The organism is Pseudomonas sp. MBLB4136 (assembly GCF_051904765.1).
GTDB lineage: Bacteria > Pseudomonadota > Gammaproteobacteria > Pseudomonadales > Pseudomonadaceae > Aquipseudomonas.
In genome coordinates, this window is sequence record NZ_CP196713.1 from 4,570,751 (window position 1) to 4,591,738 (window position 20,988).

Sequence of the window (20,988 nt, forward strand, 5' to 3'; positions counted from 1 at the left end):
GTTTACAGATTGAGCAGCAGGTAGTGGTCGACCAGCAGGGCGATGAACAGCAGGAACAGGTACCAGATACTGTACTTGAAGGTGTTGATCGCCGCGTGCGGCCGGCTGTCACGGTACAACACCCAGGCCCAGTGGAGAAAACGCGCGCCCAAGCCGATGGCACAGACCAGGTAGAGCAGGCCACTCATGTGGATGGCGTAGGGCAGCAGGGTCACCGCAAACATCACGCAGGTGTAGAGCAGGATGTGCACCTTGGTGTAGTGCTCGCCGTGGGTCACCGGCAGCATGGGGATGTCGGCCTTGGCGTACTCGGCCTTGCGGTGGATGGCCAGGGCCCAGAAGTGCGGCGGGGTCCAGGCGAAGATGATCAGCACCAGCAGCAGCGGCTCGGCGGACAGCTGGCCGGTCACCGCGACCCAGCCGAGCAGCGGCGGCGCGGCGCCGGCCAGGCCGCCGATGACGATGTTCTGTGGCGTGGCGCGCTTGAGAAAGCCGGTGTAGATCACCGCATAGCCGAGCAGCGAGGCCAGGGTCAGCCAGGCCGCCAGCTGGTTGGTGAAGCTCAGCAGCAGCGCCAGGCCGGCCACCGCCAGCACCAGGGCGAAGCTCAGGGCCGCGGCCGGCGAGACACGGCCCTCGGCCAGCGGACGCTTGTGGGTGCGGGCCATGATCGAGTCGATGCGCCGATCCACCACGTGGTTGACCGCCGCCGCCGCGCCCGCGCACAGGCCGATGCCCAGGTTGCCGAACAGCAGCACCTGCCAGGGCACCCCGGCGCGGGTGGCGAGGAACATGCCGACCAGCGAAGTGATCAGCATCAGCACCACCACCCTGGGCTTGGTCAGCTCCAGGTAGTCGCGCCAGCCGGCGTGGACATGCTGCTTGCGCAATAGAGTAGCCATCGGCGTTTCTCCTCGATCGTTCTTGTTATTCGCTTGGCAGCGCGTTCAAACCGACGCTGCCCGGCTGTCCGTCGCTTAGCGGACGGGGCACGGCGGCCCTCGCCGTCAGCGCGAGGTACAGCCGCTGATTGATCAGTACCAGGCACAGCAGCAGCAGGGCGCCGCCGGCGTTGTGCGCCACCGCCACCGCCAGCGGCAGGTGCAGCACTACGTTGCTGATGCCCAGGGCGAGCTGCACGCCCAGCGCCAGCAACAGCAAGCCGGCCAGGCGCGGCAGGCCGGCGGTGCGCAGGCGCCAGGCCAGCAGCAGCAGTACCAGGGTGACGACCAGGGCGCCGAGCCGGTGGGTCATGTGGATGGCGGTGCGTGCGTCGCTGTCGAGCTGGCCGCCCAGGTAGTTGGGGCCGATGTGCTGGGTCAGGTGGAAGCCGTTGGCGAAATCCATCGCCGGCCACCATTGACCGTGGCAGGTGGGCAGGTCGACGCAGGCGACCGCCGCGTAGTTGCTGCTGACCCAGCCGCCGAGGGCGATCTGGCCGACCACCAGGGCCAGGGCGCCCGCCGCCAGGGCGCGCAGCCCCGCAGGCGGCCGGGGCAGCGGCGCGGCCGTGCCGGACAGGCGCAGGGTCAGCAGGAACAGCAGGCTGAGGGTGGCAAAACCGCCGAGCAGGTGGGCGGTGACCACCTGCGGCCACAGTTTGAGGGTCACCGTCCACATGCCGAACGCCGCCTGCAGGGTGACCAGCCCCAGCAGCAGCAACGGCAGCTTCAGCGGCTGGTCCGGCGCGCCACGACGGCGCAGCGCCTGCACGGCCAGGGCCAGAATCACCAGGCCGAGGCTGCCGGCGAAGTAGCGATGCACCATTTCGTACCAGCCCTTGGCCACTTCCAGCGGCGCCTCGGGGAAGCGCGCCTCGGCCAGGGACTGGCTCTGCTCGCTCATGGGCACGCCGAGGAAGCCGTAACAACCGGGCCAGTCCGGGCAGCCGAGGCCGGCGTGGCTGAGCCGGGTATAGGCGCCGAGCATGACCACCAACATGGCCAGCAGGGTGGCGAACAGGGCCAGGCGGTATCCGGGTTTGCGCATCGTGAGTCCTTAGCCGATTTGCGAGATCTTCAGCAGATAGCGTAGGTCGTCGAGGATGCCTTTGCCCTTGCTGCGGCTGTCATAGCGCAACACCAGATTGCCGTGGGGGTCGACTATCCACAGCTGGGCGCCGGCGCCCTCGCCGGCTGTCCGCGCGTGGGCCGCGGGCTGCAGGGCATATCGCGCCAGTTGCGGGTACTCGCGGCGCAGCCTGGCATCGTAGTCGGCCTCCAGCGCCTGGCCGCTGGCCAGGGCGTGGGTGGCGCGCGGCGCGTCGCGGTTGAGACCGATATGAATCTGCCGGGCGAGGAACACCAGTTGCTGGCAGTCGGCTGCGCAGGCATCCGGAGTGGTTACCAGCAGCTGCCAGCGGCTTTCCTCGGCCGCCACGCCCAGGTCGGCGCGGGTCAGGCCGTTGCCGATCAGCTCGCCGTGGTAGCTGCGGCTGTCCGGTACCCAGAAACGCCACTGGTACATGGCACTGGCCAGGATCATCGGTCCGATGACCACGGCCAGCAGCAGGACCAGTTGCAGGCGGCCGCGCCGACGGCGGCTGGTTGAGGCGTCAGGCATGGCGATGGCTGGGTTCATGGCGAGTCTCCCGCGCGTTATGCAATCCGAAATAGATGAACAGGCCAAGCAGGGTGGCTGCCAGGGCGAACCACTGCACGGCATAGCCCAGGTGCTTGTCCGGGCTCATGGCGACCAGCGGCCAATCGACCTCGAAGGCCGCCGGCCCGGGTTCCAGGCGCAGTTCATGGCCCAGCCCGGCGCGCCCGAGGCGCTGCCAGAGCGCCTGGGGCTCGACCTGAGTGATCAGTCTTGGCCAGCCCTGAGCCGGCGCGTCCTGTTGCAGCAGGAAGGGTTCGCCCAGGGGCACATAGGCCCAGGCGGTCAGGCTCAGGGTGTCGTCGGGGGTGGCGAACGTCGGCGCGACGCGGCGATCGGGCCAGGGCAGCCAGCCACGATTGAGCAGCAGCCACAGGCCGCTGGCCTGGTCATAGAAGGGCTGCAGGACTTCCACCCCGGCCTGACCACCACGGATACGGTTGTCCAGCAACAGGGCGTGCTCGCCATCGAAGCGCCCGCGCAGGCTCACCCGGGTATAGGCCCAGTCCTGCCGCTGCGCCAGCTGATCGACGCTGAGCGGCGCGGCGAGCCGGCGGGCCTGCTGCGCGTCGAGCAGCGCGCGCTTGTCATCGGCCCGCGACAATTGCCAAGCACCCAGGCCGAGCAGCAGCGGCAGCAGCGCCAGTACCACCAGGCTGGGCAGCAGGCCGGGACGGAAGGCGGTCATGGGCACCCCGCAAAAGCACCGATCAAGCTGGGTATACTGGGTCTAACGTGCATTTCCCTTCCCCGGAGTCCCACATGCTCAAGGCCGCGATCATCCTCCTGCTGCTGGCCACCATCGCCAGCCTGTTCAGCGGCCTGTTCTTCCTGGTCAAGGACGAGGGCCGCAGCTCGCGCCTGGTCAACGCGCTGACCGTGCGCGTGACCCTTACCGCGCTGACCGTCGGCCTGATCGCCTGGGGCTTCTACAGCGGCCAACTGATTCCCCAGGTCACCTGGTAGGGCCGTCACAGCACATAGACGAAGACGAACAGGCCGATCCAGACCACGTCGACGAAGTGCCAGTACCAGGCGGCGGCCTCGAAGCCGAAGTGCTGCTGGGGCGTGAAGTGACCGCGCAGGATGCGCACCAGCATCACCGTCAGCATCAGCGCGCCCAGGGTCACGTGGGCGCCGTGAAAGCCGGTGAGCATGAAGAAGGTCGCGCCATAGATGCCCGAGCCCAGGGTCAGACCCAGTTCGGTATAGGCGTGCACGTACTCCTCGACCTGGAACACCAGGAAGGCCAGGCCCAGAATCACGGTGAGGGCGAGCCACAGGGTCAGCGGCTTGCGCTGGTTCTTGCGCAGGGCATGGTGGGCGAAGGTCAGGGTGAAGCTGGAGCTCACCAGCAGCACGGTGTTGAGCAGCGGCAGGCCCCAGGCGCTGATGATGCCGCTGGGCGCCGGATAGAGCTTGGGGTCCGGGGTATTGAGCAGCGGCCAGCTGTATTCGAAACCCGGCCACAGCATGTTGGCCACGCCCTTGTCGCCTTCGCCGCCGAGCCACGGACCGGCAAAGGTGCGCACATAGAACAGCACGCCGAAGAAGGCGGCGAAGAACATCACCTCGGAGAAGATGAACCAGCTCATGCCCCAGCGGAACGAGCGGTCCATCTGCGCGCTGTACATGCCCGCGCGACTTTCCTTGATCACGTTGCCGAACCAGCCGAACAGCATGTAGGCGAGGAACAGGCTGCCGATGAAGAAGATCAGCGGACCGTTGGAGTCCGCCCGCGCGGCCTTCATGTCGTTGAACCAGGTGCCGACGCCGTAGACCGTGATCAGTAGGCCCAGGGTGGCGATGATCGGCCACTTGCTCTGGGCCGGAACATAGTACTGCTCGTGACTCGACATTGTTGTTCTCCTTATGGAGCCGCCCGGGCTAGGGTCGCCTGGGCGACAGGCGGTTTACGCGCAGTGATATCGAACAGGGTGTAGGCCAGCGTCAGGTGATGCACGTCCTCGGGGAGATCCCTGTCGACGATAAAGCGCACCGGCATCTCGATCCTCTCGCCGGGTTGCAGCACCTGCTGGGTGAAGCAGAAACATTCGGTCTTGTGGAAATAGGCGGCGGCCTTGGACGGTGCCACGCTGGGCACCGCCTGGGCGGTCATCGGCTTGTCGGTGGGGTTGTGGGCGATGAACAGCATCTGGTTGCTGGCCCCGGGATGGGTCAGCAACTCGTCGTCCAGCGGGCGGAACTCCCAGGCCATGCCGGCGGCGTTGGTGGCGAGGAACTGCACCCGCACCTGGCGCCGCTCATCCGCCACCTGGGCGCCGTCGTAGGCCCCGGCGGTCTTGCCGTTGATGCCGAAGGCCTGGCACATGACGTCGTAGATCGGCACCAGGGCGAAGCCGAAGCCGAACATGCCGACCACCACGGCCAGTAGGCGCAGGACCAGACGGCGAGTGCCGACGATGTCGCTCATGGCAGCCTCTCCCCGTCCCTATTTCACATCCGGCGGCGTCTGGAAGGTGTGGTAGGGCGCCGGCGAGGGCACCGTCCACTCCAGGCCCTCGGCGCCGTCCCAGGGCTTGGCCGCGGCCGGCTTGCCGCCGCGAATGCACTTGATGACGATGAACAGGAACAGCAACTGGGTGGTGCCGAACATGAAGGCACCGATCGAGGAGACCATGTTGAAGTTGGCGAACATCATGTTGTAGTCGGGAATGCGCCGCGGCATGCCGGCCAGGCCGACGAAGTGCATGGGGAAGAACGCCAGGTTCATGCCGACGAAGCTCATCCAGAAGTGCAGCTTGCCCAGGGTCTCGTCGTACATGTGCCCGGTCCACTTGGGCAGCCAGTAGTAGGCCGAGGCGAAGATGCCGAAGATCGCCCCGGGCACCAGCACGTAGTGGAAGTGCGCCACCACGAAGTAGGTGTCGTGGTACTGGAAGTCCGCCGGGGCGATCGCCAGCATCAGGCCGGAGAAGCCGCCGATGGTGAACAGGATGACGAAGGCCACGGAGAACAGCATCGGCGTCTCGAAGGTCATCGCGCCCTGCCACATGGTGCTGGCCCAGTTGAACACCTTCACCCCGGTGGGCACGGCGATCAGCATGGTGGCGTACATGAAGAACAGCTCGCCGGTCAGCGGGATGCCCACGGTGAACATGTGGTGGGCCCAGACGATGAACGAGAGGAAGGCGATCGAGGCGGTGGCGTAGACCATCGAGGTGTAGCCGAACAGCGGCTTGCGGGCGAAGGCCGGGATGATCGCGCTGACCGCACCGAAGGCCGGCAGGATCATGATGTACACCTCGGGGTGGCCGAAGAACCAGAACACATGCTGGAACAGCACCGGGTCACCGCCGCCGGCGGCGCTGAAGAAGCTGGTGCCGAAGTGGATGTCCATCAGCATCATGGTCACGCAACCGGCCAGCACCGGCATCACCGCGATCAGCAGGAAGGCGGTGATCAGCCAGGTCCAGACGAACAGCGGCATCTTCATCAGGGTCATGCCGGGGGCACGCAGGTTGAGGATGGTGGCGACCACGTTGATCGCCCCCATGATCGAGCTGATGCCCATCAGGTGCACGGCGAAGATGAAGAAGGTCACCGACTCCGGCGCGTAGGTGGTCGACAGCGGGGCGTAGAAGGTCCAGCCGAAGTTCGGCGCACCGCCGGCGCTGAACAGGGTGCTGACCAGCAGGCCGAAGGCGGCCGGCAGCAGCCAAAAGCTGAAGTTGTTCATCCGCGGCAGGGCCATGTCCGGCGCGCCGATCATCAGCGGAATCATCCAGTTGGCCAGGCCGACGAAGGCCGGCATCACCGCGCCGAAGACCATGATCAGGCCGTGCATGGTGGTCATCTGGTTGAAGAATTCCGGCTGCACGATCTGCAGGCCGGGCTGGAACAGTTCGGCGCGAATCACCATGGCCATGCTGCCGCCAAGCAGGAACATGGCGAAGCTGAACCACAGGTACATGGTGCCGATGTCCTTGTGGTTGGTGGTCAGCACCCAGCGCATCAGACCCTTGGCCGGGCCATGGTGGTGGTCAGTATGACCGTGATCGATCACTGCACTCATGTCCTTACTCCTGAGCCTTTTTGAACGCGACGATGTCCTGCGGGGTGACCATGTCACCGACCTTGTTGCCCCAGGCGTTGCGTTCGTAGGTGATGATGGCGGCGATGTCGACTTCCGACAGTTGCTTGCCGAAGGCGGCCATGGAGGTGCCCGGCTTGCCGTTGACCACTATGTCGATATGGTCCTGGGCTGGGCCGATGGCGATGGGCGAGCCCTTGAGCGCGGGGAACATCGGCGGCAGGCCTTCGCCGCCCGCCTGGTGGCAGGCCGCGCAACTGGTGTTGTAGGCCTTCTCGCCGCGGGCCAGCAGCTCGTCCTGCGTCCAGACCTTGCTGGTCAGCTCCTTCTCGGCGGCGGCGGCTTGCTGGCGCTCGGCCAGCCAGGCGGCGAAGTCCTCCTTGGACTTGGCCTCCACCACCACCGGCATGAAGCCGTGGTCCTTGCCGCACAGCTCGGTGCACTGGCCGCGGAAGACGCCGGGCTCGTCGATGCGGGTCCAGGATTCGTTGACGAAGCCGGGGATGGCGTCCTTCTTCACCGCCAGCGCCGGCACCCACCAGGAATGGATGACGTCGGCCGAGGTGATCAGAAAGCGCACCTTGGCGCCCACCGGCACCACCAGCGGCTCGTCGACCTCGAGCAGGTAGTTCGGGCCTTTCTGCGCCTGGTTGTTGATCTGTGCCTGGGGCGTGGTCAGGTTGCTGAAGAACTCGACGTCCTGGCCCAGGTACTTGTAGTGCCACTTCCACTGGTAGCCGGTGACCTGGATATCCAGTTCGGACTCGCTGCTGTCGTAGATGTCGATCAGGGTCTTGGTCGCCGGAATGGCCATCACCACCAGGATCGCCAGCGGCACCACGGTCCAGAGGATCTCCACCGTGGTGCTCTCGTGGAAGTGCGCGGGTTCCTGGCCGTTGGAGCGGCGATGGACCAGCATCGACCAGAACATGGCGCCGAACACCAGCACGCCGATGGCGACGCAGATCCAGAAGATGGTCATGTGCAGGTCGAAAACTGAGCGGCTGACCTCGGTGGCCCCGGGCGCGATGTTCACGCCCCACTCGGCCTGCGCCGAGCCGATTGCCAACCACAGCAGGAGGCCCATCCAGACTCGTGGATGTCGCATCATTGCGGGTTCCCCTTATGGTTCTTGTTATCCCGCCGGCGGCGCCTGCGGCAAAGGGATCGACTGCCATAACTGCTGGCGACTACTGTCGAAACCTCTCCGTGCCGAAGCCCGTCCGGTTCCATCAGATAAAGCCTTTCGCGTTCGAGTATAGACGGCGACTTCTAGCTGGCAACGCGCAAGCGAAAAAGTCCGAAGCCGCGCAAGCCTTGTCCTAAACGCCACGCACGACCACCGCGGGCGTCAATCCGCCAGCTTGGAGATATAGCGTGCTCGCATAAGCATTTAAGAATTATGACAATTGCATCTTAGCTGACGCGTCCAGCCAGCTATGGTTCTCGCCCATGACCCACCTCAGGAGTTGTCATGAATACTGCCGCCTTGCGCGAACTTATCCAGCGCGCCCACCATCACGAAGCCAGCAGCGGTCAGCTGGCGCGCCAACTGCACGGCCAGCTCGAACGCCTGCACCCCTCCATCCGCCTGCCCAGCCAGGACGCCCTCGGCGTGCTGACGCGCTTCGTCAGCGCCTATATCGACCAGGTACCGGACATGCTCGACGCGGCCAGTCAGGTCGCCCGAGAAGCCGGCATAGAGGCGCCAGTCAAGCCGGTGCTGAAGGTGGCCGAGCAGTTCTTCCTGCAGCCGCCGGCACTGATGGAGGGCCACGAGGGCCTCGATGGGCTGCTCGACGAGGCCTACCTGGCCCACCGCCTGATCGAGGAGGTCAACGATCGTTACAGCAGCCACCTGGGCCAGCCACTGATCCCGCTGGACACCACGGTGGCCAACCTGATCGCCCACCAGCTGATCGGCGAGCCCTTCGCCAACCAGCTGGACGAGGCCGTGCACCACGCGGTAGACGGCATGCTCGCCGAGGACAGTTTCACCCAGGCTTCGGTGCGGACCTTTCGCGAGCGCCTGAGCGACCCACACACCGAGGCCGCCTGGGAGCGCTGGCCTTGCCTGTCGCGGCAGCTGGGCGTGGAGCTGCAGCTGGATCAGACCCGCGCCGCGAGCTGATCGACCTCTGCGGCGAACCTCGACGGCGCGGGCGCTTGCCGCCCCGCCGTCGGCATGCAGCAATCAGCCCTGGGGATAGCGTGCCCGCGGCGTCGCCATTGGCAGCGGGCCCTCGTCGATCGCGCGGAACTCGCCCGTCTCCGCATCGTAGGCCCTGATCGCGCAGGTCTCGATGTCATACACCCAGCCATGGATGAACAGCTGACCGCTGGCCAGCCGCGCGGCGACCGCGGGGTGGGTGCGCAGGTGGTCGAGCTGGGCCACGACGTTCTCCTCGGTGAGGATCTCCAGAGTGTTGTGATCGGCGCAGCCGCAGTTTTCCGCCACCACCGTCTTCGCCACCTCGGCATGGCGCAGCCAGGCCTTGACCGTCGGCATGCGTTCCAGGGTCTGCGGGTCGAGCACCGCCTTCATCGCACCGCAGTCGGAATGCCCGCAGACGATGATGTGATGCACGCCGAGGGCCATCACCGCGTATTCGATGGCGGTGGACACCCCGCCCATCATCTGCCCGTAGGGCGGCACCACGTTGCCGACGTTACGGGTGACGAACAGGTCGCCAGGATCGCTCTGGGTGATCAGGTCGGGGACGATGCGCGAGTCTGCGCAGGTGATGAACATGGCGCGCGGCGCCTGGGCGTGGGCAAGCTTCTTGAACAGCGCCTGCTGCTGTGGGAAGACATCCCGACGAAAGCGTCGGAAACCCTCGACGATATGGCGGAGCGCGTCCTCGGCGCTTTCCGTCACGCTGCTGTTCTGCTGTTCTTGTTTATCCATTTGGCCTACCTCGAAAAGCTGCGGGGGCGCTTCGGCTTGGCCCGGCCAGTAGGCCGGGCAAGCGACGGCGAACCTTTACTGGACATTCGTCGCGCATTTCGGGTCACCACTCACCCGGCCAGTAGTGGTCTGAATGCGCGGAATCGATCGGCAACCGCCAGCGACAAGCCGGCCAGGAAGAGACGCGCTGCCCTCTCCTCGCCGGCTTGTCGGTGCCCGTGTCTAGGCGCGCAACGAGCGCTGCCGCCTGGCCGCAGCGACGCGCCCGCAACCGCCGATCACCACCAGTACTCGACCTGGGCGCCGAAGTTGGAGCCATGCCGGGCACTGCCGAACACGCCGCTGTCGGAGAGTGCCGAGCCGGCCGCCATCTGGCTGGCGGCATCCTGGGCCGCCTGGTTCCAGGTCGCGTAGGTGTAGTACAGGCGGAACTCGGGACGGGCCCAGAAGCCCGGTCCGGCCGGCGACCAGGTCGGCGCCACGGTGAACTTGCTCAGCTTGCGCGTGCCGCCGCTGGCATCGACCTGATCGTGGCCCAGCTCGCCGACCAGCTTGAACCGCTCGGTGAAGGCATAGCTGGTACGCCCGCCGACCGACAGCCAGTTCTCGTCGTCCTGGTTGGCGCGCTCGTCCTTCTGGTACACCACCAGGAACTGGCCACCCAGGCGCGGGGTGATCTGCCAGTCGAAGTGCTCCACCAGGCGATAGCGCTTGGCGCTGTCGTCGAGCATCACGTCACCGGTCGAGCCCAGGGCGGTACCCGGGCCGGGACCGTACTGCAGGGCGAAGGTGTTCTTGCCGCCGAGGCCGAGGAAGTCCTGCTGCTTGTGCTGGGCGGTGATCGACCAGCCGCTGTGGGCGCCTTCGATGTGGCGCGGCTTGTCGATGAAGCTCAGGCCGAATTCCAGCTCGCCATTGGGGTTGGTGTCGAAGCCGGCGACGTTGAAGTCGTGGCGGTTGATGTATTCCTTCTGGAACACGCTGTCCTTGCGCGAGAAGGCGTAGCTGTACTTCAGCCCGCCCAGCTCATAGTCCTCGATGCCGGCGCCGGTGGCGCTCTGGTTCCAGTAGAAGAAGTCGCTGATATGGATGTCGTTGCGCTTGTAGAAGCGTCGCCCGGCCCACAGCGAGCCGCCGTTTAGCGCCGGTACCTTGCTCCACTCGACGAAGGCTTGGTTCATCCGCGTGAAGCCATGCTCGCCGGTGAATGTCGGGGTATGCCCATATTCGTTGAAGAACTGCGCCATGCCCTCGACGCTGACCACCGAGCCGTCGTCCAGGGTCAGCAGATCCTGGCGCAGGTCCAGCTCGGCGTACTGCTCGCACTCGTTGCCGAGGCGGAACTTCGACAGCGCGCCGGGCAACTGGAAACAGGATTGGCGGTCGCCGTCGGAACTGCCGGCGCCGCTGCGCACATAGCCACTGAACTCCAGGGCCTGGGCCTGGGGCAGAACCAGCGCCAGGGCGAACAGGTAGGATGCGCCACGCGCAGCACTGACTACCGGCGATGACTGAGGGTTGAGACTGGTCTTCATGGTTGCTCCTGATTGTTTTTGTTGTCTGAGGTGCTGCGGATAACCGCCGCAGCAGCGGGTTCTTGCGGATCATTCAGGCGCACAGCCCCCCGCCGAGCGACGAATCGCCCGGTGTTAAGAACCCATGACGTTTGGGGGGCCTGCGCCGCGCGTTACCTAAGTCGGCGAGGCGACCTGTCAGCCACGATGACGGCCGCGGAAGAAGTCGATCAGGCCCTGGGTGGAGGGATCCTCGGCCGGTCCCGGTTCGCTGCTGAGCAGGCGCGAGTAGACGTTCTTGCCCAGCTCCTTGCCCAGCTCCACGCCCCACTGGTCGAAGGCGTTGATGCCCCAGATCGCGCTCTGGGCGAACACCTTGTGCTCGTACAGCGCCACCAGGGCGCCCAGGCGGCGCGGGCTGACCCGTTCCATCACCAGGGTGTTGCTCGGCCGGTTGCCGGGGATCACCTTGTGCGGCGCCAGGCGCTGCACCTCATCCTCGTCCAGGCCCTTGGCGCGCAGTTCCGCCTCGGCTTCGGCCTGGGTCTTGCCGAGCATCAGCGCCTGGCTCTGCGACAGGCAGTTGGCATAGAGCCACTGGTGATGGTCGGCCACCGGGTTGTAGCTGACCACCGGGACGATGAAGTCGGCCGGGATCAGCGCGGTGCCCTGGTGCAGCAGCTGGTGGTAGGCGTGCTGGCCGTTGCAGCCGACCCCGCCCCAGATCACCGGACCGGTGGCGTAGGGCACCGGGCGGCCGTCCTGCAGCACGCGCTTGCCGTTGGACTCCATATCCAGCTGCTGCAGGTGCTTGGTGATGTTGCGCAGGTAGTGGTCGTACGGCAGGATCGCCTGGGTCTGGGCGCCCCAGAAGTTGCCGTACCAGATCCCCAGCAGGGCCATGAGCACCGGCATGTTTTCTTCGAACGAGGCGTTCTGGAAGTGCTCGTCCATGCGGTAGGCGCCGGACAGCAGTTCCTTGAAGTTGGACATGCCGATGGACATGGCGATCGGCAGGCCGATGGCCGACCACAGCGAGTAGCGCCCGCCGACCCAGTCCCACATCGGCAGGATGTTCTCCTCGCGGATGCCGAAGGCCACCGCCGCCGGCACATTGCTCGACACGGCGATGAAGTGACGATGCAGCTCTCCCTCGGTGCCACCCTGGGCCAGGTACCAGCTGCGCGCGGCCTGGGCGTTCTTCAGGGTTTCCAGGGTGCTGAAGGTCTTCGAGGAGATGATGAACAGGGTGGTTTCGGCGCGCAGCTTGGCCGCCAGCTCGTGGAACGAGCTGCCGTCGATATTGGCCAGGTAGTGGCAGCGCACGCCGCGCTGGGCGAACGGCAGCAGCGCCTCGGAGACCAGCTGCGGGCCGAGGAAGGAGCCGCCGATGCCGATGTTGACCACATCGGTGATGGGCTTCTCGCTGTAGCCGCGCCACAGCCCGTCATGCACCTTGCCGACCAGCTCGGTCATCTGGTGCAACACCCGGTGCACCTCGGGCATCACGTCGACGCCGTCGACCAGCACCTTGTCGCCGATCGGCCGACGCAGGGCGGTGTGCAGGGCCGGGCGGCCCTCCGAGGCGTTGAGCCGTGCGCCGTCGAACAGCGCGCCAATCGCCTGCCGCAGGCCACACTCTTCGGCCAGGCGCACCAGCAGGTCGCGGGTTTCGCGGGTGATCAGGTTCTTCGAGTAGTCGAGGAACAGCCCGCAGTCGTTCAGGGAAAACTCGGCGAAGCGTTGCGGCTGCTCGGCGAATGCGTCGCGCATGCTGAACTCGGCAAAGCACTCGCGGTGCGCGGCAAGGCCCTGCCAGGCGGACAACTGCGTGACATCGTGGGAAGGCTGAGAGTGCGGCATGACAACTCCTGGAAAGTTAATGGACGAAAGGCTTGAGGCTCCGGCGCGGCTCAAGGCTGTTCCAGTTCATGGGCGTAGGGCAGGTCCGGCCCGATTCGCGAGCAGGTCACCGCGGCGGCGCGCACGGCGTAGCCGAGCATCGCCTCGATATGCCCGCGCGGCAGCGTGGCCAGCGCCTGCGGGCTGTCCAGGCCGTGGCGGCTCAGGTAGGCCAGCAGTGCGGCCTGGAAGGTGTCGCCGGCGCCGACCGTGTCGCGCGTGTCCACCGCCTGCGCCGGCACCGCCCAGCGCCCGTGCTGGCGGCTGTGCACGCTGGCGCCGTCGCTGCCGTGGGTGAGGAACACCAGCTGGCAGCGCTGGCCGAGCCACTGGCTGACCACGTCCTCGGGATCGCGCTGCGGGTAGAGCAGGGCCAGGTCTTCCTCGCTGACCTTGATCAGGTGCGCCTGGGCGGCGAAGGCCTCGACGCGCTGGCGCCACAGCTCGATGCTGGGCTCGACGCCGAGGCGCACATTGGGGTCGAGGCTGATCAGGCGCCGATCGCCCTCGCGCCGCACCAGTTCGAACAGGGTATCGGCGATCGGCGTCACCACCAGGGAGTAGGAGCCGACATGAATGCCGCGCACCCGTGCCTCCAGCGTCGGCAGATGTTCGAGGCCCAGCATGCGATCGGCACAGCCCTCGCCGCGAAAGCTGTACTGCGGCACGCCCTGGGCGTCGACCGCGACCATCGCCAGGGTGGTCGGCGCGTCGCTGGACACCAGATAGGCGTCGCTCACGCCTTCCTCGTGCAACACCTTGCGCAGGCGCTCGCCGAGAAAATCCGTGGAAATTCCGGCGAACAGCGCCGAATCGGCGGCCAAGCGGCGCAGGCCGACGGCCACGTTGAACGGCGAACCGCCGGCAATCGCCTGCAGCTCTAGCTGACTGCTGCGCGCGCCTTCGTCCAGGCTGAAGACATCGAACAAAGCCTCGCCACATACCAGATACATAACTGACTCCTTATCAGGGGAAGGCGCCTTCGCGGGCATGGGGGGTTAGGCGAGCAGGGCCTGCAGGGTGGCGCTCACCCCCTGGCTGCGCAGGCTCTCGAGATTGCGCTCGAAGGCGGCGACGAAGGCCGGGGAGGCGGCCAGTGCGCTGCCGAAGATCGTCTCCTCACCCAGTACCCGGGCGGTTAGCTGCTGGTCGTCATCGATCAGCGCCTGGCAGTGCTCGGCGCGTGGGTCGACGATCCGGTACTGCTCGCCGTTCTCGTCGACGCCCTTGAGGTACAGCGCCCAGGCCGCCACCACCAGGGCGCCACGCTCCAGCGCGGCGCCGTCTTCGAGCAGCCGGTTGAGGGTCGGCACGATGAACTTGGGCAGTTTCGACGAGCCGTCGGAGCAGATCCGCTCCAGCTGATCGGCGATGGCCTGGTTGCAGAAACGCTCGATCAGGGTGTCCTTGTAGACCTCCAGGTCGATGCCCGGCACCGGCGCCAGTTGCGGGGTCACGTCCAGGTCCATGAAGGCGCGCACGTAACGCCGCAGCAGCGGGTCGTTCATCGCCTCGTGGACGAAGCGATAGCCCTGGAGGAAGCCCAGGTAGGTGAGCGCCAGATGGCTGCCGTTGAGCAGCTTGATCTTCATCTCTTCGTAGGGCGTGACGTCGTCGGTGAACTGCACGCCGACCTTTTCCCAGGCCGGCCGGCCGTTGACGAACTTGTCCTCCAGCACCCACTGGGCGAAGGGCTCGCAGACCACCGGCCAGGCGTCCTCGATGCCGTGGCGCTCGGCCAGTTGCTGGCGGTGCGCATCGCTGGTCATGGGCGTGATGCGATCGACCATGGCGTTGGGAAAGCTGACATTGGCCTGAATCCAGGCGGCCAGCTCGGGGTCGGCCAGGCCGGCGAAGCTGAGCAGCGCCTTGCGCGTGACCGCGCCGTTGTGCGGCAGGTTATCGCAGGACATCAGGGTGAACGCCGGGGTGCCGGCGGCGCGGCGCCGGGCCAGGGCCGCACAGAGAAAGCCGAAGACGCTGCGCGGCGCCTCGGGGTGGGTCAGGTCGTGCTGGATGTCCGGCAGCTCGGCGAGAAACTCGCCGCTGCTGTCGTCCATGCAGTAGCCGCCTTCGGTGATGGTCAGCGAGACGATGCGGATCGCCGGATCGGCCAGCTTGTCGATCAGCGCCTGGGGCGAATCCTCGGCCAGCAGCATGCCGCTGATGGCGCCCACCACCTGCACCGCGTTGTCCGCATCGTCGCCCAGCTCGACCAGGGTATAGAGGTAGTCCTGGGCGGCCAGGGCATCGCGCATGGCGCGGTCGGCGCCGCGCAGGCCGACGCCGCAGATGCTCCAGTCGAGGGCCTCGCCCTGGTTCATCAGGGCCTCGGTGTAGTACGCCTGGTGGGCGCGATGGAAACCACCGACACCGATGTGGACGATGCCCTGCTGGGTGGTGTCGGCACGGTACGCGGGCAGCGCGATAGGCGCCGCCAACTGGTCGAGGTGCTGGCGATTGAGTTTCATCTGTGCATTCCTGGATGGGTCTGGCGGGCGGCCTCAGGCCGCCTGCTGGAGTCGTTTGGCAATGGCCTGGCCATCGGCGTCGAACAGGTGGCAGTGGGCCGGGTCGAAAGCCAGCTCCAGGACTTCGCCGGCGCGCGGGGCGAAATCGCCACGTACGCGGATGGTCAGCATCTCCCCGGAGGCGCAACGCACGTGGCAGTAGGTATCGCTGCCCAGGCGCTCGCTGACATCGGCGGTGACCCGCAGCTGGCCCTGGCCGGCCGGCACGATGTCGAAGTGCTCGGGACGCACGCCCAGGGTCACCGCGCTGCCCGCGGCCAGGCCGGCGGCGGCCAGCGGCAGGCTCAGCTGCGCGCCGCACTCCAGCTTCACTTCGCAGGCGGCAGCGTCGACCTTGGCGGTCTGGCCCCGCAGGAAGCCCATCTTCGGCGTGCCGAGGAAGCCGGCGACGAACAGGTTGGCCGGATGGTGATACAGCTCCATGGGCGAGCCGACCTGCTCGACGCGCCCGCCGTTGAGCACCACCACCTTGTCGGCCAGGGTCATGGCCTCGACCTGGTCGTGGGTCACGTAGATCATGGTCGCCTGCAGCTCCTGGTGCAGACGCGCCAGCTCCAGGCGGGTCTGCACCCGCAGGGCCGCGTCGAGGTTGGACAGCGGCTCGTCGAACAGGAATATCTTCGGGTTGCGCACGATGGCGCGGCCGATGGCCACGCGCTGGCGCTGGCCGCCGGAGAGTTGCTTGGGCTTGCGCTCGAGCAGCGGCTTGAGCTCGAGGATGGCCGCGGCGTTGTCGACCTTCTCCTGCACCTCGCGCTTGTCCACGCCGGCCAGGTCGAGGGCGAAGGACAGGTTCTTGCGCACGGTCATGTGCGGGTACAGGGCGTAGGTCTGGAACACCATGGCCAGGTCGCGCTTGGCCGGGGCCGTGTCGGTGATGTCCTTGCCATCCAGTTCGATGGTGCCGCTGGTGACTTCCTCCAGCCCGGCGATCAGCCGCAGCAGGGTGGACTTGCCGCAGCCGGACGGCCCGACGAACACCACGAACTCGCGGTCGCGTACGTCCAGGTCGATGCCCTTGATGATGGCGGTGCCGTCGAAGCCTTTTTTCAGGTTGCGAATCTTCAAATCTGCCATGGGGAAATCCTCTTGTTACTTGACTGCGCCGAAGGACAGGCCGCGTACGAGTTGTTTTTGGCTGATCCAGCCGAAGATCAGGATGGGCGCACAAGCCAGGGTCGAAACCGCCGAGAGCTTGGCCCAGAACAGGCCTTCTGGACTGGAGTAGGAAGCGACCAGCGCGGTCAGCGGGGCGGCGGCCGAGGAGGTCAGGTTGAGCGACCAGAACGCCTCGTTCCAGCACAGGATCAACGACAGCAACATGGTCGAGGCCAGGCCACCGCGGGCGATCGGCAGCAGCACGCGGCCGATCTCCTGCAGGGTGGTGGCGCCGTCCAGACGTGCGGCTTCGAGGATGTCGACGGGGATGTCCTTGAAGTAGGTGTAAATCATCCAGACCACGATCGGCAGGTTGATCAGGGTGTAGATGACGATCAGCGCGATGCGCGAATCGAGCAGGCCCAGGCTCTGGCAGATCAGGTAGATCGGCATCAGCACGCCCACCGGCGGCAGCATCTTGGTCGACAGCATCCACAGCAGCGTGCGCTTGGTGTGGCGGCTCTCGAAGAAGGCCATGGAGTAGGCCGCCGGCACCGCGATAAGCATGCACAGCAGGGTCGCCACGGAGGAAATCAGCAGCGAATTCCAGGCGAAGCTGAAGTAGTCACTGCGCTCGTTGATCAGCAGGTAGTTCTCCAGCGTCGGCATGAAGACGAACTGCGGCGGCGTGGCGAACGCGGCGATTTCGGTTTTGAAGCTGGTGAGGATCATCCACAGGATCGGGAAGAAGATCAGCGCGGCGATAGCCCAGGCCGAAGAACCCACCAGCACACTCTGCAGGCGACGGGATTGTTTAAGCGTCAGCATGATCAAGGCCTCATTGCTGGTTGGTGAGGTTCTTGCCGATCATTCGGATCAGCACGATCGCCGCCAGATTGGCGATGACCACCGCGATCAGCCCGCCCGCCGATGCCATACCGACGTCGAACTGCAGCAGCGCGTGGTTGTAGATCAGGTAGGCCAGGTTGGTGGACTCGAAGCCCGGACCGCCGCTGGTGGTGGTGAAGATTTCGGCGAACACCGAGAGCAGGAAGATCGTCTCGATCATCACCACCACGGCGATCGGCCGCGCCAGGTGCGGCAGGGTCAGGTGCCAGAAGATCGCCAGGGAGCCCGCACCGTCGAGACGCGCGGCCTCCTTCTGGTCCTGGTCCAGCGACTGCATGGCGGTCATCAGGATCAGGATGGCGAACGGCAGCCACTGCCAGGACACGATGAAGATGATCGACAGCAGCGGGTACTGGGCCAGCCAGTCCACCGGCTCGGCGCCGAAGAACTTCCAGATCGCCGCGAGGATCCCGGAGACCGGATGCAGGATCAGGTTCTTCCACACCAGTGCACTGACCGTCGGCATGATGAAGAAGGGCGAGATCAGCAGCACCCGCACCACGCCCCGACCCCAGAACTCGCAGGCTTCCAGCAGCGCGGCGATCAGCACGCCGAACACCACGCTGATCAGCAGCACGCTGCCAACCAGCAACAGGGTATTGAGAGCACCGGGCATGAAGCCGGCGTCGCTGAGGAAGTACTCGAAGTTCTCCAGACCGACGAACTGGTTCTCGCCGGGATACAGCAGGTTGTAGCGAATCAGCGAGAAATAGATGGTCATGCCCAGGGGGACGATCATCCACAGCAGCAGCAGGGCCACCGAAGGGCTGACCAGAAACCAGCCCGGCTTGAGCGCGCAGCGCTTGCCGCTGGCGGTCGCGGGCGCACTTTTCAGGTGCGTATCGAGGGTCGAAGTAGTCATGGCGACTCCGTGTAGATTCGGCGAGAACGGACGGTCGGGCACCGGCCTACGGGGCGGTAAGCGCGGCGCCAGGACGGTCTAGGTGAGGTGGGCTACTTAGGATAGCCCGCGCGCTTCATTTCGCGCGCCGTGGACTGCTGGGCCGCCATGAGCGCCTGGTCGACCGACATGTGGCCGGTAAGCGCTGCAGTGAACTGCATGCCGACCTGGGTGCCGATGGCCTGGAACTCGGGAATGGTGACCAACTGGATACCCACATAGGGCACCGGCTTGAGGGTCGGATCGGCCGGGTCGGCCCGCTTCAGCGACTCCAGGGTGACCTTGGCGAACGGTGCGGCCGCCATGTAGGCGTCGCTGTAGGTCGAGGCGCGGGTGCCCGGCGGCACGTTGGCCACGCCATCGGTGTCGGCGACCAGCTTGGCGTAGGCCTGGGACGTGGCCCAGGCGCTGAAGCGCTTGGCCGCCGCCTTGGATTTGGAACTGGTGGGGATGCCCAGTGCCCAGGAATACAACCAGGCCGAACCCTTGTCGGTGACCTGCTGCGGCGCGCGGCTGAAGCCTACCTTGTCGGCGACCTTGCTCTGGCTGGTGTCGGTGACGAAGGAGCCGGCCACGCTGGCGTCGACCCACAGCGCGCACTTGCCGCTGTTGAACAGCGCCAGGTTCTCGTTGAAGCCGTTGCTGGAGGCGCCCGGCGGACCGTACTGCTTCAGGGTATCGACGTAGAAGTTGAGCGCCTGCTTCCACTCGCTGCCGGTGAATTCGGGCTGCCACTGCTCGTCGAACCAGCGCGCGCCGTAGGCGTTGGCCACGGTGCTGATCAGCGCCATGTTCTCGCCCCAGCCGGCCTTGCCGCGCAGGCAGATGCCGTACTGCTCCTGCTCCGGCTTGTGCAGCGCCGCGGCGAACTCGCGCATCTGCTCCCAGGTCGGTTGCTCGGGCATGCTCAGGCCGGCCTGCTCGAACAGGTCGGTGCGGTAGTAGGTGATCGAGCTTTCGGCATAGAACGGCAGGGCGTAGAGCTTGCCATCAACCGACAGACCTTCGCGTACCGAGGGGAACACGTCGTCGAGGGCGTAGTCGGCCGGCAGGTTGGTCATCGGCTCCAGCCAGCCTTTCTCGCCCCACAGCGCCGCCTCGTACATGCCGATGGTCAGCACGTCGAACTGGCCGCCCTTGGTGGCGATATCGGTGGTCAGGCGTTGGCGCAGGACATTCTCTTCGAGCACCACCCACTTCAGGTTGATCTGCGGGTTCTGCTCTTCGAAGGTTTTGGCGAGCCGCTGCATGCGGATCATGTCGCTGTTGTTGACCGTGGCAATGGTCAGGTTTTCGGCGGCATGGGCAGACACCGAGAGGGACAGGCAGGAAACGGCAACTAATGCTGTAGCTAATTTGTTCATTGTATGGACTCCCCTCCTGCATCGCCAAAGCGACCGGAGATCGATATTGTTTTTGTATTAGTCGACCTGCATTACACCTCTCCGTAAAACCTCGAACAAAGCCTCGACTGCACCTCAACCAATACTTTTTTGCACTGAAACGAGCGCGCGCAAACCCCGAAATCAGGCTCAATGCCTCTGAAACCAGGTCTGTAGCGGGGATAGTGGCGCTAGCGACTGACCGAATCAGTACAGGTTCTGCTCGGTCAAGCGCTGGACCACCAGCTTGCGGTAGTCGGACGGGGTCACCCCCTTGAGCTGCAGGAAGCGTCGGTTGAAGTTGGAAATATTGCTGAAGCCGGACTCGAAGCAGATATCGGTCACCGGCATGTCGCTCTTGCTCAACAACTCGCAGGACTTGCTCACCCGCAGGCGATTGACGAACTCGACGAAGCCGCGCCCGGTGGCCTGCTTGAAGAAACGCGAGAAGTAGGTCGGGGTCATGCCCAGATACTCCGCCACCTCTTCCTGGCTCAGGTCCTGGGCGTAACGCTGGAAGATGTAGTCCACCGCCCGGTTGATGCGGTCGACGTGCTGCTCGTCGGCAGGCTGGTCGGGGAGCCGGCCGGAGAGCAACTGGTAGTCCTCGCAGGCCGCCAGCAACTCGAGGAGGATGAAGAAGTGACCGAGCCGGGTCGCACCCTCGGAGTCGGCGATCTTCTGCAGCAGCTGCCGCGCCTCGCGAATGCAGCGCGGGTCGCGAAACTCGATGCCGAACTGCGCCCGCGCCAGCAGCGGCGCCAGGCTCTTGAGCTCGTCGAACACCGCGATACCGCTGTCCAGCACCTTGTCGGTGAAGTTGACCAGCATGTCGCGCTGCTCGAAGTTCTCGCCCTCTTCGACCTGGCTGATCCAGTTGTGCGGCAGGTTGGGCCCGGTGAGGAACAGGCTGTCCGGGGAAAAGTTGCCGATGTAGTCGCCGATGAACACCTTGCCGGAGCTGGCGACTATCAGGTGCAGCTCGTACTCCTTGTGGAAATGCCAACGCACCAGCGGCGACGGAAAACCATGCTGACGATAGATCAGCGAGTGACCTTCGTGGTCATCCATCAGTTCGAAGGAGGGTTCGGGTACGCGCAGATAACGGGTCATGGTTCGTGGTAGCTTCGTGGTGGCCCAAGTGGCACAGCTGGCGGGCTGCTGCTCGGCCTCGGCAACGCTGGATGGCAA

Annotated in this window: 20 protein-coding genes; 2 read left to right on the forward strand and 18 right to left on the reverse strand. The window is 65.7% G+C overall.

The window, feature by feature from the left end:
• Positions 1–2: 2 nt before the first annotated feature.
• The 4 genes from cyoE to ACSX1D_RS20925 are packed head-to-tail and all read right to left on the reverse strand — an operon-like array spanning position 3 to position 3,286.
• Positions 3–902 carry a heme o synthase gene (gene cyoE / locus ACSX1D_RS20910; protein ID WP_208707571.1) on the reverse strand — a complete coding sequence of 300 codons (900 nt, stop codon included), beginning with the start codon at positions 900–902 and terminating at the stop codon, positions 3–5.
• A 25-nt stretch (positions 903–927) separates the two neighbouring features.
• Positions 928–1,989 (reverse strand): COX15/CtaA family protein, encoded by a 1,062-nt coding sequence (locus ACSX1D_RS20915; RefSeq protein WP_439860273.1) that lies wholly within the window; start codon positions 1,987–1,989, stop codon positions 928–930.
• Between the two features lie 9 nt (positions 1,990–1,998).
• The gene (locus tag ACSX1D_RS20920; RefSeq protein WP_208707577.1) at positions 1,999–2,580 is read right to left on the reverse strand and encodes a hypothetical protein; all 582 of its coding nucleotides are present in this window, start codon (positions 2,578–2,580) and stop codon (positions 1,999–2,001) included.
• Positions 2,555–3,286 carry an SURF1 family protein gene (locus ACSX1D_RS20925; RefSeq protein ID WP_439860274.1) on the reverse strand — a complete coding sequence of 244 codons (732 nt, stop codon included), beginning with the start codon at positions 3,284–3,286 and terminating at the stop codon, positions 2,555–2,557. Before ACSX1D_RS20925 ends, ACSX1D_RS20920 begins: the two co-directional genes overlap by 26 nt.
• 74 nt (positions 3,287–3,360) lie before the next feature.
• Between ACSX1D_RS20925 and ACSX1D_RS20930 the strand changes: the two genes are divergently transcribed.
• Positions 3,361–3,564, forward strand: coding sequence for a twin transmembrane helix small protein (locus tag ACSX1D_RS20930; RefSeq protein ID WP_439860275.1), 204 nt, complete (start codon positions 3,361–3,363; stop codon positions 3,562–3,564).
• Positions 3,565–3,569: 5 nt separating this feature from the next.
• Here the strand turns inward: ACSX1D_RS20930 and ACSX1D_RS20935 are convergent, their stop codons facing one another.
• From ACSX1D_RS20935 to coxB, 4 genes are read right to left on the reverse strand one after another with little or no spacing between them, the layout of a single operon-like run.
• Positions 3,570–4,457 (reverse strand): cytochrome c oxidase subunit 3, encoded by an 888-nt coding sequence (locus ACSX1D_RS20935; RefSeq protein ID WP_439860276.1) that lies wholly within the window; start codon positions 4,455–4,457, stop codon positions 3,570–3,572.
• 11 nt (positions 4,458–4,468) lie between these two features.
• Entirely contained in the window at positions 4,469–5,032 is a 564-nt protein-coding gene (locus tag ACSX1D_RS20940) for a cytochrome c oxidase assembly protein (protein WP_439860277.1), read from the reverse strand.
• Between the two features lie 18 nt (positions 5,033–5,050).
• Positions 5,051–6,634: a cytochrome c oxidase subunit I gene (ctaD, locus tag ACSX1D_RS20945; RefSeq protein ID WP_208707587.1), complete on the reverse strand. Its 1,584-nt coding sequence runs from the start codon at positions 6,632–6,634 to the stop codon at positions 5,051–5,053.
• 4 nt (positions 6,635–6,638) lie between these two features.
• On the reverse strand, positions 6,639–7,763 hold the full coding sequence (coxB, locus tag ACSX1D_RS20950) for a cytochrome c oxidase subunit II (RefSeq protein WP_439860278.1): 1,125 nt from the start codon (positions 7,761–7,763) through the stop codon (positions 6,639–6,641).
• Positions 7,764–8,126: 363 nt separating this feature from the next.
• Between coxB and ACSX1D_RS20955 the strand changes: the two genes are divergently transcribed.
• Complete coding sequence (locus ACSX1D_RS20955) at positions 8,127–8,783, forward strand: hypothetical protein (protein ID WP_439860279.1); 657 nt, start codon at positions 8,127–8,129, stop codon at positions 8,781–8,783.
• Between the two features lie 63 nt (positions 8,784–8,846).
• Here the strand turns inward: ACSX1D_RS20955 and ACSX1D_RS20960 are convergent, their stop codons facing one another.
• The 10 genes from ACSX1D_RS20960 to ACSX1D_RS21005 form a co-directional block, all read right to left on the reverse strand.
• Positions 8,847–9,560 carry a carbonic anhydrase gene (locus ACSX1D_RS20960; RefSeq protein ID WP_439860280.1) on the reverse strand — a complete coding sequence of 238 codons (714 nt, stop codon included), beginning with the start codon at positions 9,558–9,560 and terminating at the stop codon, positions 8,847–8,849.
• 278 nt (positions 9,561–9,838) lie between these two features.
• A complete protein-coding gene (locus tag ACSX1D_RS20965; protein WP_439860281.1) occupies positions 9,839–11,095 on the reverse strand; it encodes a maltoporin in 1,257 nt (418 codons plus the stop codon).
• Positions 11,096–11,272: 177 nt separating this feature from the next.
• Positions 11,273–12,937, reverse strand: coding sequence for a glucose-6-phosphate isomerase (gene pgi / locus ACSX1D_RS20970; RefSeq protein WP_439860282.1), 1,665 nt, complete (start codon positions 12,935–12,937; stop codon positions 11,273–11,275).
• Between the two features lie 50 nt (positions 12,938–12,987).
• On the reverse strand, positions 12,988–13,929 hold the full coding sequence (locus ACSX1D_RS20975) for a carbohydrate kinase family protein (RefSeq protein WP_439860283.1): 942 nt from the start codon (positions 13,927–13,929) through the stop codon (positions 12,988–12,990).
• A 45-nt stretch (positions 13,930–13,974) separates the two neighbouring features.
• Positions 13,975–15,447 (reverse strand): mannitol dehydrogenase family protein, encoded by a 1,473-nt coding sequence (locus ACSX1D_RS20980; protein ID WP_439860284.1) that lies wholly within the window; start codon positions 15,445–15,447, stop codon positions 13,975–13,977.
• Positions 15,448–15,480: 33 nt separating this feature from the next.
• Complete coding sequence (locus ACSX1D_RS20985) at positions 15,481–16,584, reverse strand: ABC transporter ATP-binding protein (protein ID WP_208707602.1); 1,104 nt, start codon at positions 16,582–16,584, stop codon at positions 15,481–15,483.
• A 15-nt stretch (positions 16,585–16,599) separates the two neighbouring features.
• On the reverse strand, positions 16,600–17,433 hold the full coding sequence (locus tag ACSX1D_RS20990) for a carbohydrate ABC transporter permease (RefSeq protein WP_439860285.1): 834 nt from the start codon (positions 17,431–17,433) through the stop codon (positions 16,600–16,602).
• Positions 17,434–17,443: 10 nt separating this feature from the next.
• Positions 17,444–18,376, reverse strand: coding sequence for a carbohydrate ABC transporter permease (locus tag ACSX1D_RS20995; RefSeq protein ID WP_439860286.1), 933 nt, complete (start codon positions 18,374–18,376; stop codon positions 17,444–17,446).
• A 92-nt stretch (positions 18,377–18,468) separates the two neighbouring features.
• On the reverse strand, positions 18,469–19,779 hold the full coding sequence (locus ACSX1D_RS21000) for an ABC transporter substrate-binding protein (protein ID WP_439860287.1): 1,311 nt from the start codon (positions 19,777–19,779) through the stop codon (positions 18,469–18,471).
• A gap of 225 nt (positions 19,780–20,004) precedes the next feature.
• On the reverse strand, positions 20,005–20,910 hold the full coding sequence (locus ACSX1D_RS21005) for an AraC family transcriptional regulator (RefSeq protein ID WP_439860288.1): 906 nt from the start codon (positions 20,908–20,910) through the stop codon (positions 20,005–20,007).
• Between the last annotated feature and the right edge of the window lie 78 nt (positions 20,911–20,988).

Coding starts and splice junctions, on each gene's coding strand:
- ctaD (WP_208707587.1), bottom strand. CDS start 6,634: ATGAGTGCAGTGATCGATCACGGTCATACTGACCACCACCATGGCCCG.
- ACSX1D_RS20935 (WP_439860276.1), bottom strand. CDS start 4,457: ATGTCGAGTCACGAGCAGTACTATGTTCCGGCCCAGAGCAAGTGGCCG.
- ACSX1D_RS20990 (WP_439860285.1), bottom strand. CDS start 17,433: ATGCTGACGCTTAAACAATCCCGTCGCCTGCAGAGTGTGCTGGTGGGT.
- ACSX1D_RS20925 (WP_439860274.1), bottom strand. CDS start 3,286: ATGACCGCCTTCCGTCCCGGCCTGCTGCCCAGCCTGGTGGTACTGGCG.
- ACSX1D_RS20965 (WP_439860281.1), bottom strand. CDS start 11,095: ATGAAGACCAGTCTCAACCCTCAGTCATCGCCGGTAGTCAGTGCTGCG.
- cyoE (WP_208707571.1), bottom strand. CDS start 902: ATGGCTACTCTATTGCGCAAGCAGCATGTCCACGCCGGCTGGCGCGAC.
- ACSX1D_RS20940 (WP_439860277.1), bottom strand. CDS start 5,032: ATGAGCGACATCGTCGGCACTCGCCGTCTGGTCCTGCGCCTACTGGCC.
- ACSX1D_RS20915 (WP_439860273.1), bottom strand. CDS start 1,989: ATGCGCAAACCCGGATACCGCCTGGCCCTGTTCGCCACCCTGCTGGCC.
- ACSX1D_RS21005 (WP_439860288.1), bottom strand. CDS start 20,910: ATGACCCGTTATCTGCGCGTACCCGAACCCTCCTTCGAACTGATGGAT.
- ACSX1D_RS20995 (WP_439860286.1), bottom strand. CDS start 18,376: ATGACTACTTCGACCCTCGATACGCACCTGAAAAGTGCGCCCGCGACC.
- ACSX1D_RS20960 (WP_439860280.1), bottom strand. CDS start 9,560: ATGGATAAACAAGAACAGCAGAACAGCAGCGTGACGGAAAGCGCCGAG.
- ACSX1D_RS20920 (WP_208707577.1), bottom strand. CDS start 2,580: ATGAACCCAGCCATCGCCATGCCTGACGCCTCAACCAGCCGCCGTCGG.
- ACSX1D_RS20980 (WP_439860284.1), bottom strand. CDS start 15,447: ATGAAACTCAATCGCCAGCACCTCGACCAGTTGGCGGCGCCTATCGCG.
- coxB (WP_439860278.1), bottom strand. CDS start 7,763: ATGATGCGACATCCACGAGTCTGGATGGGCCTCCTGCTGTGGTTGGCA.
- ACSX1D_RS21000 (WP_439860287.1), bottom strand. CDS start 19,779: ATGAACAAATTAGCTACAGCATTAGTTGCCGTTTCCTGCCTGTCCCTC.
- pgi (WP_439860282.1), bottom strand. CDS start 12,937: ATGCCGCACTCTCAGCCTTCCCACGATGTCACGCAGTTGTCCGCCTGG.
- ACSX1D_RS20955 (WP_439860279.1), top strand. CDS start 8,127: ATGAATACTGCCGCCTTGCGCGAACTTATCCAGCGCGCCCACCATCAC.
- ACSX1D_RS20975 (WP_439860283.1), bottom strand. CDS start 13,929: ATGTATCTGGTATGTGGCGAGGCTTTGTTCGATGTCTTCAGCCTGGAC.
- ACSX1D_RS20985 (WP_208707602.1), bottom strand. CDS start 16,584: ATGGCAGATTTGAAGATTCGCAACCTGAAAAAAGGCTTCGACGGCACC.
- ACSX1D_RS20930 (WP_439860275.1), top strand. CDS start 3,361: ATGCTCAAGGCCGCGATCATCCTCCTGCTGCTGGCCACCATCGCCAGC.